This window comes from Ochrobactrum sp. A-1 (assembly GCF_022488005.1).
Classification (GTDB): domain Bacteria; phylum Pseudomonadota; class Alphaproteobacteria; order Rhizobiales; family Rhizobiaceae; genus Brucella.
Genome location: NZ_JAKVQC010000004.1, coordinates 1,539,907 through 1,554,533, shown reverse-complemented (window position 1 = coordinate 1,554,533; position 14,627 = coordinate 1,539,907). Strand labels below are relative to the sequence as shown.

Below are 14,627 nucleotides of genomic sequence, written 5' to 3'. Positions count from 1 at the left end.
GTATTCTTATTCGTAGCGGGAGATACCGAGATCGTCGGCCCGGATATCCGGCTTGTTGCCGGAAATAAGGTCGGCGAGCAATTTGCCGGAACCACACGACATGGTCCAGCCGAGCGTTCCATGACCGGCGTTGATGAACACGTTGTCGTAGCGCGTTGCGCCGATGATCGGCGTGGAATCTGGCGTCATCGGGCGCAGGCCAGACCAGAAGGTTGCTGCTTTCAGATCGCCGCCGGGGAACAGGTCCGTTACCGACAGATCGAGCGTCGCGCGGCGCGCGGCGGGAAGATCCTTGGTGAAACCTGACACTTCCGCCATGCCGCCGACGCGAATGCGGTCGCCAAGGCGGGTGATGGCAATCTTGTAGCTTTCGTCCAAAACCGTCGAAACCGGCGCGCGATCCTCATCGACGATTGGCGCGGTGATGGAATAGCCTTTCACCGGATAGATCGGGGCGTTGAGGCCCAGCGATTTGACGAGCGCTGGCGTATAGCTGCCGAGCGCGACGACATAACGGTCGGCGGTCAGAACGCCCTCGGAGGTCTCGACACCGGAAACCTTGCCGCCGGACATCAGCAACGACTTGATGTTGACGCCAAAGCGGAATTTCACGCCAAGCCCTTCGGCAATCTTTGCCAGCGCATTGGTGAATTTGAAGCAGTCGCCGGTTTCGTCATGCGGCAGACGCAAGCCACCGACGAACTTATCCTTCACGCGGGCAAGCGCCGGTTCCACTTTGGCGCATCCGTCGCGGTCGAGGACTTCGAAGGGTACGCCGTCCTGACGCAGCACTTCAATGTCCTTGCCGATACCGTCAAGCTGGTACTGCTCGCGGAAAAGCTGGAGCGTGCCCTGCATGCGCTGGTCATATTCGATGCCGGTTTCCTTGCGCAGATCGACAAGGCAGTCGCGCGCATATTCGGCAACGCGCACCATGCGGGTCTTGTTGACCTTGTAGCGGCTGTCGGTGCAGTTCGCGAGCATCTGCATCAGCCAGCTATATTGAGCCGGGTCGCAGGTCGGGCGCAGGATGAGCGGCGCGTGCTTCTGGAACAGCCATTTCGCAGCCTTGAACGGAATGCCGGGTGCGGCCCATGGCGACGCGTAACCGGGTGAAACATGACCCGCATTGGCGAAGCTTGTTTCCAGTGCCGGGCCTTCTTCGCGGTCGACAACGGTTACCTCGTGGCCGAGCTTGGCGAGGTAATAAGCGGTCGTAACGCCGATAACGCCGCTGCCGAGGATAGTGATCTGCATGTTCGCCTCTTGTCTTATGCTTTTATGCCGCTCGCGCCGCTCTCCACGTAGACACGTGCATAACGGTTGCCGAGCGCAGTCAGAATTTCATAGGGAATGGTGTCGCAGTCGCGCGCCACGTCTTCGAGACGCTGGTGCGGACCAATCAGTTCCACAAGGCTGCCGAGTTTCAGCGTGCCTTCCGGCAATGCGCTGACGTCGAGCGTGATCGAGTCCATCGATACTCGGCCGATGACTGGCAGGCGCGTATCACCGAAGAAGGCCGCGCCCTTGTTGCTGAGAGAACGGAACCAGCCATCGGCATAGCCGACGGCAATTGTGGCCACCCGCATTGGGCCTTCGGCTATATAGGTGCCGCCATAGCCAACAGCCGCGCCCTTGTCGATGTCGCGCACCTGGATGACACGTGCCGAAAGGGTGAGGACAGGAACGATCTCGCTTTTAGGTCCAACGCCATAAAGCGCGACACCGGGGCGGGCGAGGTCGAAATGATAGGTCTTGTCGAGGAAGCTTCCGCCGGAATTGGCAAAAGCAACCGGCAGTTTTGGCAGGCGCGCAAGCAGGGCGGTCATATTGGCAAGCTGACGGGCATTTGCCGCATTTTCCGGCTCGTCGCCGCTTGCCAGATGGCTGATGACAAACTTGATGTCGATGTTGTCCAAAAGAGCTGAACTCTCCTGAAGGCGTTCAAATTCCTTCGGCGACAAGCCGAGACGTGACATGCCGGTATCGAGCTGGAGCAGGGCGGGCAGCTTCTTGCCCTGTCTGGCGGCGAGTGCGGCCCAGTTTTCAATCTGTTCCAGCGAGTTGAGTACCGGCAAAATGCCTTCGCGGGCGCAGGCTTCTTCCGTTCCCGGCTGAAGACCATTCAGGACGTAAAGGGTCGCATCGGGCTGGAGAAATGGCTTCAGTGCAATGGCTTCGCCAAGATGCGCAACGAAGAAATCACGGCAACCGGCATCGTAAAAAGCTGGCGCGACACGGCAGGCGCCGAGCCCGTAGGCATCTGCCTTGACGACGGCGGCGGCGCGGGTGGGTGCTATATGACGGGCAATGGCCGAATAATTGTGGCGCAGCGCCGAAAGGTCGATGGTCAATACGCCACCGGCAGCAAGATCGCGCTCATCCTGTGAAAATTGCATCGACATATCAACCATTTACACGGTTCTTTCCAAACTGCTCACTACTCTACGAGAACGCTTGGAACGTCATTGTCGATATGGATCGTCTGCCGCCCAAAGCATATAAGCCTTTGTTGAGAAACCTTGTGACTCCTCACTCCCAAAGCTTGCCCGCATATTAGTCGAAGACTATTCGAATGTTTTTGCTATTTGTCGCATATTATGCGAATTTCGGCACATCTTGCGCATATTTTAGCTTTCAGGTTGAAGATTATTCATGCCGACGCTCGACAGTATTGACCGCAATATCATCCGCTGCCTGCGCCGGGATGGGCGCATGACCAACAGCCATCTTGCCAGCGAAGTGGGGCTTTCGCAGTCCGCCTGCCTGCGGAGGGTGCAGATATTGGAGGAAAGTGGGGTCATTCGTGGCTACACGGCCATCGTCGGCTCATCCGATGGTGATGAGCGGCTGGTCGCCATCGTGCGTATTACGCTCGACCGGCAGACCGAGGAATTCCTGAACCGTTTCGAGGAGGCCGTGCGGCGGCACCCGGAAGTACAGGAATGCTATCTCATGACGGGGGACGCGGATTATATTCTGCGTGTCGAAGCCGAAAATGCTGCGGCTTATGAGATCATTCACAAGGAAATCCTGTCGCGACTGCCCGGTGTCGCGCGCATCCATTCCAGTTTCGCCATCCGAACGGTGCTCCTGTCGAAAGCGCCGACTTCACGCGGCTGAAATGAAAAAAGCCCGGCACTGACCGGGCTTTTCTATTCAAACGTATCCTTTTTAACGGAATTCGTAGCGAAGACCGGCACGGATCGTGTGCATGTTGAAGCCATTGTCCTTGGCCTGCGTTCCGGTTGCGCCCGGTCCTTCAGCATTGCCGTAAGGATTGGTGCTGCGGTCGGCGGCGTCGAAACCGTAGGCTTTGCCGCCATTGATGCGCATATAGCGGTAGCCGACATCCAGCTTGAGTTGCTCGGTCAGATCGTAGCTGACACCGGCCATGAGAGCCATTGCAAAGCGCCAGCTGTCCAGCCCGTCCTTTTCGCTTGAATAGGTGCAGCCAGCACAAACTTCATGGGTCTTCCAGTCGTCATATTGTACATAGGCAGCGCCCAGACCGGCGCCTAAATAAGGTGTGACTGGTCCTACACGCGGTAGGTCGACATAGGCATTAGCCATGGCCGTCCAGATATTGGCCGTCGAGGAATCCTCGTAATTGCAATTATCCTCAACCGGGTTGAAGCCCTTGCTGGATTTCACATAGCTTGGGCAGGCGGTGCGCCCGTTGATGCCCGCGCGGAAGAAGTCGAGCGTGGCATCGGCACGGAACATGTCGGTGAAGCGGTAACCGACACCCACTCCATAAGTCGCGCCTGCCTTGAGGTTGAAATCGTCGTAGCGCAGCGTGTCGTCAATGCCGCGATAGGGCGGATCGAACTGGTTCCAGAAGCTCCAGTCGCCATCCGTGCTCGATTTGAAATTGTAACCGAGGTCGCCACGAATATACCAGCCGGAGGAATTAACCGGTTCCGGCATGGGCTCGATGACAGGGTCTGCAATTATATCGGCGGCAAACGCCGCTCCTGATCCCGCCATCAGACTGATAGCCACGATGGCAATGGCGGAAGTGCACTTCATCGGTTCCCACTCCAAATCCGAACAGAAAAACGGCCACGAGCCGTACTGCCGAATATGGTAAAGAGATATGTTTAACACTTGGTTATTTTTAAGTAACTTTGCGGTGCATCATTCGCCGGTACTCGCGTGTGGCGCGATATTATTCAAGTAATTGCTAAAATATCGGAGCCGACGCGAAGCCGGCTCCGTTAGCTGTCAAAAATCTATGGAATGGATGATCGACTTGTCGATATCGTTGATATCGCGCTTGCCGCAAAGCGCCATGGTGACATCCAGTTCCTTGCGGATGATTTCCAACGCCAGCGTTACACCGTCCTTGCCCATCGCTCCGAGGCCATAGAGGAACGGGCGACCGATGAACACGCCTTGCGCACCGAGCGCGCGGGCTTTAAGCACATCCTGACCGGAGCGGATACCGCCATCGACATGCACTTCGATCTTGTCGCCGACAGCGTCAACGATCGGCTGCAGCATGGAGATAGAAGACGGTGCGCCATCAAGCTGACGTCCACCGTGGTTCGACACGATGATTGCGTCTGCACCTGACTTTGCCGCCATCCTGGCGTCTTCGGCATCGAGAATGCCCTTGAGGATGAGCTTGCCACCCCATTGTTCCTTGATCCAGGCCACGTCGTTCCAGTTGAGCTGCGGATCGAACTGTTCCGCCGTCCAGGAAGAAAGCGAGGAAAGATCGGTGACGTTCTTGGCGTGACCGGCGATGTTGCGGAATGTGCGGCGCTGCGTGCCCATCATGCCAAGGCACCAGCCGGGGCGGGTCGCCATCTGCCAGATATGCTTTGGGGTGAATTTCGGCGGAGCTGAAAGGCCGTTGCGGATATCCTTGTGGCGCTGGCCGAGAATCTGAAGATCGAGTGTCAGCACCAATGCCGAGCAACCGGCAGCCTTGGCGCGACCGATCAGATTCTTCACGAAGTCGCGGTCCTTCATCACGTAGAGCTGGAACCAGAACGGCTTCTTGGTGACCGAAGCGACATCTTCAATGGAGCAGATGCTCATGGTCGAGAGCGTGAAGGGAACGCCGAAGGCTTCAGCTGCTTGCGCTGCCAGCATTTCACCGTCGGCGTGCTGCATGCCTGTCAGGCCTGTCGGGGCTAGCGCTACCGGCATGGACACTTTTTCGCCGATCATCGTCGTTTCCAGCGAACGGTTCGTCATGTCGACGAGGACGCGCTGGCGCAGCTTGATCTTCTTGAAGTCGTCTTCGTTTGCGCGATATGTCGACTCGGTCCAGGCACCAGAATCCGCGTAATCAAAGAACATCTTGGGGACGCGGCGCTGGGCAAGCCGCTTCAAATCGGCGATTTCAACGATGTTGGGCATCTATCCCACCCCTTGTGGTAATTTTTCTTGACCAATCGCATGACGGATCGCGCGGCTGAAATCAAGTACGAACAAGTATCGAATAACAATTGCCTCGCGGTTAATTGAAGGAACAGGTAATTCCACTTATGATATTGGCACCCGCCCAAGGCATCTTTTTGCTAGTGAGAAGGCGGTCCCGCAATTGGTTAGAGGGTAACGGATGAGCAAGGCCACCAAAACCGGTTTCATCGGCAAGCGATCCGCTGCAGCAGGCGGATGGGGTGCATTGAAAAGCTGCGGCAAGCAACTGCTTGCAAGCGGCGCTCCGCTCTCCGGCGCGCGCACGCTTCTCAAGGCAAACCAGCCTGACGGGTTTGATTGCCCCGGTTGTGCCTGGGGTGATCCGGAGCATGGCTCTTCCTTCGAATTTTGCGAGAACGGCGTGAAGGCTGTCGCCTGGGAGGCAACCGACCGGCGTACGACGCCTGCCTTCTTCCACGAACATACGGTTTCGCAATTGCGCAGCTGGACGGATTACGATCTGGAAAATACCGGTCGTTTGACCCATCCGATGCGGTACAACGCTTCGACCGATCAGTATGAAGTCGTCGAATGGGATGAGGCGTTCAAGACTATCGGCGACATTCTCAAGAGTTTCGACAGTCCGAACCGGGTTGAGTTCTATACGTCGGGTCGCGCCTCGAACGAGGCTGCGTTTCTCTATCAGTTGTTTGTGCGTGCCTATGGGACCAACAATTTCCCTGACTGCTCCAATATGTGCCACGAGGCAAGCGGCGTTGCACTGAAACAGTCGGTTGGCGTCGGCAAGGGGACAGTGCTGCTGGAAGATTTCGAAATGGCCGATGCCATTTTCGTCGTTGGCCAGAATCCGGGCACTAATCATCCGCGCATGCTGGGTGATTTGCGCCGTGCTGCCGAGCGCGGCGCGCGCATTGTCGTTTTCAATCCAATCCGCGAACGCGGGCTGGAGCGGTTCGCCGATCCGCAGAACAAGCTTGAAATGCTGCATGGCGGTAGCGAAGCCATAGCGAGCGACTATTTCCAGCCGCGCCTTGGCGGCGATCTTGCCGCTTTCCGTGGTATGGCCAAGGCGGTTTTCGCGGCGGACGATGCGGCACTCGCCGCAGGCAAGCCCTCGATCCTCGATCGGGAGTTTCTCTGTACACATACGGCGGAACTGGAAGCCTATCGGGCGGCTGTTGACGCGACCTCATGGGAAGAAATTGAGGACCAGTCGGGGCTTCTCCGACAGTCACTGGAGCGCGCGGCGCAAGTCTATATGGAATCGGAACGGGTTATCTGTACCTGGGCGATGGGCATCACCCAGCACCGCCATTCGGTGATCACGATCCGCGAAATTACCAATTTCATGCTGTTGCGCGGCAATATTGGCAGGCCGGGCGCCGGGCTCTGTCCGGTGCGCGGCCATTCAAACGTGCAGGGCGATCGTACCGTCGGCATCAATGAACGGCCTCCGGTCGCATTTCTCGATGCTCTTGAAAAGGAATTCGGCTTTGATGTTCCGCGTGAGCCGGGTCACAATGTTTTGGGTGCCATTGGTGCCATGCTCGACGGGTCTGCTCAGGCTTTCATCGGCCTTGGCGGCAATTTTGCCCGGGCTACTCCGGATAGCCCGCTTATTTCGAAAGCGCTTTCCGGTCAGCACCTGACGGTCCATATCGCGACCAAGCTCAACCATTCGCATCTGGTGCCGGGGCGGGAATCTTTCATTCTGCCATGCCTTGGCCGCACAGAGATCGACCTCAATTCCAGAGGTGTGGCGCAGATCGTGACGGTTGAGGATTCCATGAGCATGGTGCATGGCTCAGGCGGCATCAACGCACCTGCATCTGCGCATCTGCGTTCGGAAGTGGCGATCATTGCGGGCATGGCGCAGGCGACACTCGGCGCAAACCCGGTCGATTGGCTGGAGCTTGCTGACGACTATGATCTTATCCGCAATCATATCGCCCGTGTGCTGCCGGACTTCTATGATTTCAATGAGCGCGTGCGGGTCCCGCGCGGCTTCCATTTGCGCAATTCTGCCCGCGAGCTGGAATGGAACACGGCAAAGGGCAAGGCCACATTCTGGACCGGCGCTCTGCCGGAAACTGTCGAACATCAGCAGGCGCGTGGTATGCCGGGGCGTTATGTGCTGCAGACATTCCGCAGCCATGATCAGTACAACACGACTATCTATGGCATGGATGATCGCTATCGCGGCGTTTACGGCGAGCGGCAAGTGGTCTTCATGAATGCGGATGATATGGCGGATATCGGTGTCGAGGCCGGTGATCGGGCTGATATTGTCGGCGAATTCGACGATGGTGTGGAGCGTATTGCGCAGAATTTCCGCTTTGTGCCCTACGACATCCCGCGCGGCTGTATCGCGGGCTACTATCCGGAAATGAATGTGCTGGTGCCGCTCGCCAGTTCCGGAGATGAAAGCTACACGCCGACCTCGAAATCTGTGATTGTTTCGTTCCGTCCTCTTAAATCGGCTGCCGCATGATGGATGAGGGCGAGGCGGAATATATGGCGTTCGTCGAGGCTCTCATGAGTGCGGCCAGCAGCCTTACCGGTCTTGGTGCGGGTATTGTCGCCGCGCTGGCACTGGATATTGCATCGGACAGTCGAACTTTTGCGCGGTTATTGGGTGTTGCGCACGCGCTGGTGCTCCGGGAAATTTCGGTGCTCGGCGAGGATCACGGCTATATAAGGATCAGGCATCGCGATCCGCGGACACAACGTACGCGCTACGAATTAAGCGCCGCAGGGCAAAGAATTATCGAGAGGATAGAAAGGTAGTACGACGCTCACGATGATGGGCTGTCATTCTATTCTGGAAAAACTCCCAGAATTTATCAAAGAAATACGTCTCTACTTATAAATATCTTGATACGTGACGGAGTACGTCAGTTGCTTCTAAATTTGTATTTTCCGTGTCTTTATTAGTGATAACTATGATTCATTATCTTTTACCATGGCGCTGTTTTTTGCATAGTTTTAGTGCATTCTCAATGAAACCGAACCAGTGAGAATCGTGCAAATGGCGGTAAAATCATTCACTTACGGCTTATGGAATGGGTGGAAGCAGATTTTGCGACCAGGCCCCTACCGGAAAAGTCGTGGCATGCTAGCGGGCTTGGCTCTTCTACTGGCGACGGGGTCTTTCGCTTATGCGGAGTCGTTTGATGTCGTTCCAGTTGCGGTCTTAAAGGCCGAGGCGAGTGACTATCAGCCGAAACTGACATTGTCAGGCGCGATAGCGGCTCGCTCACTCGTCAACGTCTCTTTCCGCCTGAATGGTCAGGTAGTCGAACGTATGGCAGAAATCGGCCAGCACGTGGAGAAGGGGCAATCCCTGGCGCGTATCGACAATGTCGAGCAGCAAGCCAATCTGCGTGTTGCACAGGCTACGAAAGACGCCGCACAGGCGCAACTCGTGCAGGCGCAGGCCAATTTCACACGTCAGAAGGCCTTGCTCGCCCAAGGGTTTACGACGCGCAGCACCTATGATCAGGCAAACCAAAACCTGCAGACGGCTCAGAGCGCTCTTTCCAGCGCTGAAAGCGAGTTTAATGATGCGCGCGATCAGCTGTCCTACACGGAATTGCTGGCGCCTGTTACCGGTATGATAACTGCGCGCAATATCGAGACCGGTCAGGTCGTTCAAGCGGCGCAGACAGCCTTTTCCATTGCTGAGGACGGTCCGCGCGATGCTGTCTTCGATGTGCAGGAAACATTAGTCAATCATGCCAAGATCGGCATGGGGGTCACGATTTCCCTGCTCTCCGATGTGTCCGTAACCGCTGAAGGCAAGATCCGTGAAATTTCGCCGGTGGTCGATTCACAAACCGGCACAGTCCGGGTGAAGGTGGGGATAGCACGGACACCGCCGCAGATGGCGCTGGGCGCCACCGTAACGGGCACGGTTCATATGGATGTTCTGCGGGTGATCGCTCTGCCGTGGAGTGCGATGACGTCGGATGCGGGGCGCACAGCCGTTTGGCGAATTGCAAAAGATTCCAAAGTCGCAACACTCGTTCCAATCAAGGTCCTTGCCTATGAGAAGGAACGGCTGATCGTGGAAGGCGGCTTGCAGGAAGGCGAGCTGATCGTGACTGCGGGTGCGCAGATGCTGCGCTCCGGCGAGCCGACTGAAATTGTGCAGGGGCCAGAAGGAACCGTCTCGCAATGAAGCAGATAATCCAGTTTCCCATGATGCGATCGATGGGGTGTATCGTCGTGCTTGGTGCGGCGGTTCTGCTCAGCGCCTGTGGCAAGGAAGAAGAGAAGCAAGCGAACACGGACGTTGTGCGACCGGTGCTCTATATGGTCGTTGAGCCGAAGCCGGTTACCCAGACGGGTTTTGCCGGTACGATTGAACCGCGTTACTCGACCGATCTCGCTTTCCGGGTACTTGGGCGCATCATCAACCGGCCCGTTCAGGTTGGTGATCTCGTTCAGAAGAACGAAATGGTTGCGATGGTCGATCCGTCCACGCTTGATCTGGCGGTGCAGTCCGCACGCGCCGATCTTGCCAGCGCTCAGGCGCAATATGCAAACGCTTCGGCAAGCGAAGAACGCCAGCATATCTTGCTGAAAGGCAATAATGTCTCGCAAGCCGACTATGATGCAGCCAAACAGGGGCGCGACAGTGCCGAAGCGGGTCTTGAAAAGGCTCAGGCCAGTCTGAAGATGGCGCAGAATCAGCGCAGCTATGCAGTGCTGCGTCCAGATTTCGACGGTGTCATCTCCGCAACGAATGCGGAAGTCGGTCAGGTGGTTGCGGCTGGACAGACCGTGATGACAGTCGCACGTCCCGATATTCGCGAAGCGGTGCTCGATATTCCCGATAGCATGACGCAATATTTTGAACAGGGCACGCCGTTCAATGTGCAGTTGCAGGCTGATCCTGGTGTCACCGGGCAGGGAGCCGTGCGTGAAGTTGCCCCACAGGCAGATGCTCAGACACGTACGCGGCGTGTGCGTATTGCGCTTGAAAATCCGCCGGAGGGCTTTCGCCTCGGTGCGACGATCCGGGCCGTTATGGCTGCGCCTGAACGGAATCTTGTGACGATGCCGATCCAGGCCTTGCTCGATGAAAATGGCAAGACGAGCATCTGGATTATTGATCCGCATAAACAGACGGTTTCTCTTCATGATGTGCAGGTTATCCAACGGGATGGCAACAGTTTCGTTGCCGGTGGCGTGGATGTCGGAAGCTATGTGGCGATTGCCGGTGTGCATGAGTTGAAGGAAGGACAGAAGGTCCGCTTGAACGAGAAAGGAACAGGCCTGTGAAGAAGGGATTCAATCTGTCTGACTGGGCTCTGAATCACCGGTCTCTGGTCTGGTACTTCATGCTTGTCTTTCTGGTGGCCGGTCTCATTTCCTATATCGATCTCGGTCGTGAGGAAGATCCGGAGTTCACCGTCAAAACGATGGTTGTACAGGCCAACTGGCCCGGCGCTTCTGTCGAGGAAACGCTCAATCAGGTTACGGACCGGCTGGAAAAGAAGCTCGAAGAACTGGATACGCTGGATTATACCCGCAGCATAACCACAGCGGGCAAATCGGTCGTGTTTGTATTTCTTAAAGATACGACCAGGGCGGAGCAGGTCAAAAAGTCATGGACCGAAGTACGCCATCTTCTGAATGATATTCAGAATACGCTGCCGCAGGGCGTTCTCGGACCGTATTTTAATGATCAATTCGGTGACGTTTACGGAAACGTCTACGCGTTTACGTCGGATGGTCTTTCCATGCGACAGTTGCGGGACTATGCCGAAAGCACGCGGACAAAAATTCTGACATTGCCCAATGCGGGCAAGGTCGAACTGATCGGCGCGCAGGATGAGGCAATCTATCTGGAGTTTTCGACCCGTCAGATTGCCGCGCTCGGACTGGACCAACAGGCAATCCTGCAAGCCCTGCAGGATCAGAATGCGATCACGCCTTCTGGTGTGGTGGAAGCCGGGCCAGAGCGCATTAGTGTGCGTGTCAGCGGGCAATTTAACTCCGAGGCCGATTTGCGTGCAGTAAATCTGCGTGTCAATGATCGCTTCTTCCGCCTTTCCGACGTGGCGACGATCACACGGGGCTATGTCGATCCGCCAACATCCATTTTCCGGGTGAACGGACAAGATGCTATCGGTCTTGGCATTGGCATGAAGCCGAACGGCAATCTGCTCGAATTCGGCGCTGCACTCGACAAGATGATGAGCCAGGTGACGGCGGAACTGCCTGTCGGAGTTAAGCTATTCAAGGTCGCTGATCAGCCTCAGGTCGTCACGGAAGCTGTTTCTGGCTTTACCAAAGCGCTGTTCGAGGCCGTCGTCATCGTTCTGGCGGTGAGCTTCGTGAGTCTGGGCGTAAGAGCAGGCTTTGTCGTTTCGCTGTCAATTCCGTTGGTGTTGGCGATCACTTTCCTGGCCATGTCGCTGATGGATATTTCGTTGCAGCGCGTGTCTCTCGGTGCGCTTATCATCGCACTGGGTCTGCTTGTCGATGATGCGATGATTGCAGTTGAAATGATGGTAGCGCGACTGGAGGTCGGTGACCCCATCAATAAGGCTGCGACCTATGTATATTCGCACACGGCCTTTCCGATGCTGACGGGTACGCTCGTCACTATTGCAGGCTTTATCCCCATCGGGCTGAACAACAGTCAGGCTGGCGAATATACCTATACGCTGTTTGTCGTGATTGCGGTTTCATTGCTTGTTTCATGGATCGTCGCCGTTCTCTTCGCACCTTTGCTCGGTGTTACGTTCCTGCCGAGGAAGATGAAGGCGCATGAGGAGAAGCATAGCCGTTTCTTCAACATGTTCTCTCAGGTCCTGCTCGCCTCTATGCGGCACAAATGGATCACGATCATTACGACGATTGCACTTTTCCTCGTCTCGGTTTTTGGCATGGGATTTATCGAGCGGCAATTCTTCCCGGAATCGGATCGTCCGGAACTGGTACTCGACTGGACGCTGCCCCAGAACAGTTCGATCTCGGATACCAAAGCCCAGATGGAGAAATTCGAAGCAACGATGCTCAAGGATAATCCCGATGTGGATCATTGGAGCACCTATATCGGGCAGGGCGCTATCCGCTTCATTCTTTCCTTCGATGTCCAACCTGCAAACCCATATTTCGGGCAGATGGTCATCGTTGCGAAAGATCTTGAAGCGCGCGACAGGCTCAAGCAGAAATTCAACGAAGTTCTGCGGAAGGATTACGTCGGAACGGACGTCTATGTGAAGTATCTGGAGCTCGGACCGCCAGTTGGTCGTCCGGTTCAGTATCGTATCTCGGGGCCAGATATCCAGAAGCTGCGCGGCGTCGCGCAGGATTTTGCTGGTATCCTCAGTTCCGACAAGCGACTTGGGGTGGTGAGCTACAACTGGAACGAACCGGGTCGCGTTATCCGCGTCGACGTCATGCAGGACAAGGCGAGAAAACTCGGTATCTCCTCCAAGGATATAGCAACAACCCTCAACGGTATTGTCGGCGGTATCACGATCACCCAGGTTCGGGATTCGATATATCTAATCGACGTCATTGCGCGGGCGCAGAAACACGAGCGTGACTCGATCGATACGCTGCAGAGCCTTCAGATTGCAACTGGCAACGGGACGTCGGTGCCATTGGCGGCGATTGCCAATTTCCGGTATGAACTGGAACAGCCGGTCGTCTATCGCCGTTCACGTATTCCGACGATCACGGTAGCCGCTGGTATCATCGACAAGACAATGCCAGATACAATCGTCAAGGATCTGGCGCCAGCCATCAAGACATTCGCAGACAAGCTGCCATCAGGATACTATATTCAGACGGCGGGGACGGTGGAGGAAAGCGGTAAAAGTCAGGGGCCGATTGCTGCCGTGGTGCCTTTGATGTTGTTCGTCATGGCTACGATCCTGATGATTCAGTTGCAGAGCTTCCAGCGGTTGTTCCTTGTCGTTGCTGTGGCGCCGCTTGGGCTGATCGGTGTCGTAGCTGCGTTATTGCCGAGTGGCAAACCGCTCGGCTTTGTGGCGATCCTCGGCGTGCTGGCGCTGGTTGGCATTCTTATCCGAAACTCGGTCATCCTGATCGTGCAGGTTGAGGAGCATATCACCGAGGGCATGCATCCCTGGGATGCGGTGACGCAAGCGAGCCAGCATCGAATGCGACCGATCGCTCTGACTGCGGCCGCTGCAAGTCTGGCGCTGATCCCGATTGCGCGTGAAGTGTTCTGGGGGCCGATGGCCTATGCCATGATGGGCGGTATCATAGCTGGCACGGCAATCACACTGCTGTTCCTGCCAGCGCTTTATGTCGCGTGGTTCCGGATCAAGGAGCCGGAGCATAAGCCGGATGAGCCGCCAGTTGAGGCGCATCCTGCGCAGCAACCGCATTAAACAAAAAGCCCGGTCACGACCGGGCTTTTTTCATGAGATTGTCACTTGTCATTGGTTCTATATAGGTTCTATTATGTAAAGTATGAATAGAACCACATTGATCACGGCTATCGAAGAGCGTGGCTTGCACGACCCGCAGCTGACGGGGCCGCTTTACCGGAACCTTGCGCGCATTCTCGGTGAACTGATCGAGGAAGGGCAGCTTGCGCCCGCGGTGGGCCTGCCGCCGGAGCGCGATTTGGCGGAACAGCTTGGCATCGGCCGCATCACCGTTCGCAATGCCTATAAGGAATTGCTGACACAGGGCGCGGTGGAGGCGCGACGTGGCAGCGGCACCTTCGTTGCCGAGCGGCCTGCCCGTATCAGCCAGCATCTCTGGCGGCTGACTTCGTTTTCCGAGGACATGCTGTCACGCGGCAAGGAGCCGGGCGCGCGCGTTGTCACCAACAAGGTCGACAGGCCGTCGCCCGACGAGGCTTTCCGGCTGGGGATCGGTGTCGATACGACGGTGGTGCGGCTGGATCGTCTGCGTCTTGCCGATGGCGTTCCGATGGCCTTCGAGCGGGCGGTGGTTCCGCGCCATTATCTGGATAAGGATCGTGTCGAAGAAGCCTCGCTTTATGGCGCATTGGCGCGGCGTGGCCACAAGCCGGTGCGCGCCTTGCAGCGTCTGACAGCAGTTACACTCGACCCCGGTACGGCACGCCTGCTTGGTGTGCATCGGGGAGCGCCCGCGCTTTTGATCGAGCGTGTCTCGCATCTCGAGGACGACCGGATGGTCGAATATACCCGTTCGCATTATCGCGCCGATGCCTATGACTTCGTCGCGGAACTGAAAATTGGAGAATGACC

11 protein-coding genes are annotated in these 14,627 nt (G+C 56.5%); 7 read left to right on the top strand and 4 right to left on the bottom strand.

What is annotated here, in order from left to right; translation table 11 throughout:
* Nucleotides 1-6: 6 nt before the first annotated feature.
* Both MKS82_RS16995 and alr read right to left on the bottom strand, forming a co-directional pair.
* Entirely contained in the window at nt 7-1,257 is a 1,251-nt protein-coding gene (locus MKS82_RS16995; RefSeq protein ID WP_240579015.1) for a D-amino acid dehydrogenase, read from the bottom strand.
* Nucleotides 1,258-1,271: 14 nt separating this feature from the next.
* A complete protein-coding gene (gene alr, locus MKS82_RS16990) occupies nt 1,272-2,414 on the bottom strand; it encodes an alanine racemase (protein WP_109987310.1) in 1,143 nt (380 codons plus the stop codon).
* A gap of 241 nt (nt 2,415-2,655) precedes the next feature.
* On the opposite strand from alr, the gene MKS82_RS16985 reads away from it, so the two are divergent.
* Nucleotides 2,656-3,123, top strand: a complete 468-nt coding sequence (locus MKS82_RS16985; protein ID WP_010659515.1) for an Lrp/AsnC family transcriptional regulator — start codon at nt 2,656-2,658, stop codon at nt 3,121-3,123.
* A gap of 51 nt (nt 3,124-3,174) precedes the next feature.
* Here MKS82_RS16985 and MKS82_RS16980 read toward each other — a convergent pair whose 3' ends face one another.
* Together MKS82_RS16980 and MKS82_RS16975 are read right to left on the bottom strand one after the other, a co-directional pair.
* Nucleotides 3,175-4,032, bottom strand: coding sequence for an outer membrane protein (locus tag MKS82_RS16980; RefSeq protein ID WP_109987309.1), 858 nt, complete (start codon nt 4,030-4,032; stop codon nt 3,175-3,177).
* Between the two features lie 195 nt (nt 4,033-4,227).
* The gene (locus tag MKS82_RS16975) at nt 4,228-5,373 is read right to left on the bottom strand and encodes an alpha-hydroxy acid oxidase (protein ID WP_240579014.1); all 1,146 of its coding nucleotides are present in this window, start codon (nt 5,371-5,373) and stop codon (nt 4,228-4,230) included.
* A 202-nt stretch (nt 5,374-5,575) separates the two neighbouring features.
* On the opposite strand from MKS82_RS16975, the gene MKS82_RS16970 reads away from it, so the two are divergent.
* The 6 genes from MKS82_RS16970 to MKS82_RS16945 all read left to right on the top strand — a co-directional run bounded on the left by MKS82_RS16970 (nt 5,576) and on the right by MKS82_RS16945 (nt 14,625).
* Nucleotides 5,576-7,888, top strand: a complete 2,313-nt coding sequence (locus MKS82_RS16970; protein ID WP_109987307.1) for an FdhF/YdeP family oxidoreductase — start codon at nt 5,576-5,578, stop codon at nt 7,886-7,888.
* Nucleotides 7,885-8,184: a hypothetical protein gene (locus MKS82_RS16965; protein ID WP_109987306.1), complete on the top strand. Its 300-nt coding sequence runs from the start codon at nt 7,885-7,887 to the stop codon at nt 8,182-8,184. The genes MKS82_RS16970 and MKS82_RS16965 overlap by 4 nt, the downstream gene beginning before the upstream one ends.
* Nucleotides 8,185-8,425: 241 nt before the next feature.
* Complete coding sequence (locus MKS82_RS16960; protein ID WP_109987305.1) at nt 8,426-9,577, top strand: efflux RND transporter periplasmic adaptor subunit; 1,152 nt, start codon at nt 8,426-8,428, stop codon at nt 9,575-9,577.
* Entirely contained in the window at nt 9,574-10,683 is a 1,110-nt protein-coding gene (locus MKS82_RS16955; protein WP_109987304.1) for an efflux RND transporter periplasmic adaptor subunit, read from the top strand. Before MKS82_RS16960 ends, MKS82_RS16955 begins: the two co-directional genes overlap by 4 nt.
* Entirely contained in the window at nt 10,680-13,775 is a 3,096-nt protein-coding gene (locus tag MKS82_RS16950; protein ID WP_109987303.1) for an efflux RND transporter permease subunit, read from the top strand. Before MKS82_RS16955 ends, MKS82_RS16950 begins: the two co-directional genes overlap by 4 nt.
* A gap of 82 nt (nt 13,776-13,857) precedes the next feature.
* Nucleotides 13,858-14,625, top strand: coding sequence for a GntR family transcriptional regulator (locus MKS82_RS16945; RefSeq protein ID WP_109987302.1), 768 nt, complete (start codon nt 13,858-13,860; stop codon nt 14,623-14,625).
* The last annotated feature ends 2 nt before the right edge of the window (nt 14,626-14,627 follow it).

What these genes read in the sequence shown, in the direction of transcription:
- MKS82_RS16995 (WP_240579015.1), bottom strand. Translation starts at nt 1,257, where the DNA reads ATGCAGATCACTATCCTCGGCAGCGGCGTTATCGGCGTTACGACCGCT.
- alr (WP_109987310.1), bottom strand. Translation starts at nt 2,414, where the DNA reads ATGGTTGATATGTCGATGCAATTTTCACAGGATGAGCGCGATCTTGCT.
- MKS82_RS16985 (WP_010659515.1), top strand. Translation starts at nt 2,656, where the DNA reads ATGCCGACGCTCGACAGTATTGACCGCAATATCATCCGCTGCCTGCGC.
- MKS82_RS16980 (WP_109987309.1), bottom strand. Translation starts at nt 4,032, where the DNA reads ATGAAGTGCACTTCCGCCATTGCCATCGTGGCTATCAGTCTGATGGCG.
- MKS82_RS16975 (WP_240579014.1), bottom strand. Translation starts at nt 5,373, where the DNA reads ATGCCCAACATCGTTGAAATCGCCGATTTGAAGCGGCTTGCCCAGCGC.
- MKS82_RS16970 (WP_109987307.1), top strand. Translation starts at nt 5,576, where the DNA reads ATGAGCAAGGCCACCAAAACCGGTTTCATCGGCAAGCGATCCGCTGCA.
- MKS82_RS16965 (WP_109987306.1), top strand. Translation starts at nt 7,885, where the DNA reads ATGATGGATGAGGGCGAGGCGGAATATATGGCGTTCGTCGAGGCTCTC.
- MKS82_RS16960 (WP_109987305.1), top strand. Translation starts at nt 8,426, where the DNA reads ATGGCGGTAAAATCATTCACTTACGGCTTATGGAATGGGTGGAAGCAG.
- MKS82_RS16955 (WP_109987304.1), top strand. Translation starts at nt 9,574, where the DNA reads ATGAAGCAGATAATCCAGTTTCCCATGATGCGATCGATGGGGTGTATC.
- MKS82_RS16945 (WP_109987302.1), top strand. Translation starts at nt 13,858, where the DNA reads ATGAATAGAACCACATTGATCACGGCTATCGAAGAGCGTGGCTTGCAC.